Here is a 573-nt window from a genome sequence, read left to right on the forward strand (position 1 = left end):
GCACCACGCCGGTGCGGGTGTGTGCGCCAGACCAGACAGCACCCTGCACCCGCTTCCTCCACGACGTGCGCGCCATCACCGCGGGCGGCGACCATAGCCTCGTGATCGTCCAACCTCAGTGACCTCGTCACCGTGTTCTGACCACGGAGGTTGGTGACGGGGTTCACGGCCGGGTGATCTTGAAATGAGTGAGGGCCTTCTGGCTCGGTGTGGATTGCGACATCTGCACCTATGGCCAGAAAGGCCCTCATGCCACACCGTAACGCACCGCTGACCGAGACCGGACGCCTGCGCCTGGCCCGTTGTGTGGTCGAGGACGGCTGGCCCCTGCGCAGGGCCGCCGAGCGTTTCCAGGTCTCGCCGACGACGGCCAAGCGCTGGGCGGACCGCTACCGCACGCTGGGCGAGGCCGGCATGAGTGACCGGTCCAGCCGCCCGCACCGCAGCCCGCGCAGGCTCCCTGTCCGCACCGAGCGGCGCATCGTCAAGGTCCGTGTCCTTCGCCGCTGGGGCCCGGCCCGCATCGCCTATCTGCTGCGACTCAACCCGGCCACCGCGCATCGGGTCCTGGTG

General features: G+C 69.5%; 1 protein-coding gene. It reads left to right on the forward strand.

Annotation, left to right across the window (positions count from 1 at the left end):
* Positions 1–249 precede the first annotated feature (249 nt).
* On the forward strand, positions 250–573 hold a 324-nt coding region (locus tag ACFVWU_RS44845; RefSeq protein WP_387632495.1), incomplete at its 3' end, for a leucine zipper domain-containing protein.

It is taken from the genome of Kitasatospora sp. NPDC058190 (assembly GCF_042883685.1).
In the GTDB taxonomy this organism is placed as follows: domain Bacteria; phylum Actinomycetota; class Actinomycetes; order Streptomycetales; family Streptomycetaceae; genus Kitasatospora.